Source organism: Saccharothrix sp. ST-888, assembly GCF_000955975.1.
In the GTDB taxonomy this organism is placed as follows: domain Bacteria; phylum Actinomycetota; class Actinomycetes; order Streptomycetales; family Streptomycetaceae; genus Kitasatospora.
Window position 1 is genome coordinate 1 of sequence record NZ_JYJF01000372.1, and the last position, 453, is coordinate 453.

The following is a 453-nucleotide window of genomic DNA, read 5'->3' on the forward strand; positions in this document are numbered from 1 at the left end:
GCTGTCCGCGTACCCCGACTACGGACTGGTCCGCAAGCGCGCCGACTTCGACGAACTGCTCGTCCGTCAGGCCGAGAAGGCCGGCGCTCGGCTGTACGACCGCTGCAACGTCAGCGGCCCCGTGCTGGACGACCGCACCGGCCGGACCGTCGGCGTCACCGCCCGACTCGGCCAGGACAAGCGCCCGGTGCCCCTCCGCGCCCCGCTGGTGGTCGCCGCCGACGGCAACTCCACCCGGCCCTCGCTCGCCCTGGGCCCGCACCGCCGCCAGGACCGCCCGACGGGCGCCCCGTACCCGCCGTACTTCCACTCCCCGCGCCACCACCACCACTACCTCCAGCCCTCGCTGGAGCTCTGCGACAACCGCGACCGCCAGAAGCACCCGCTGCCCGGCTCCGGCCGGCTCTTCGCCATGGGCGCCGGCACCTCCACCGTCCGCCTCCGCACCCTCAC

General features: G+C 75.3%; 1 protein-coding gene. It reads left to right on the forward strand.

Translation table 11 applies throughout. The features are described from left to right. Nucleotides 1–453, forward strand: a 453-nt coding sequence (locus UK12_RS41945) for an NAD(P)/FAD-dependent oxidoreductase (protein WP_045306923.1), incomplete at both ends; no start/stop codon positions are given.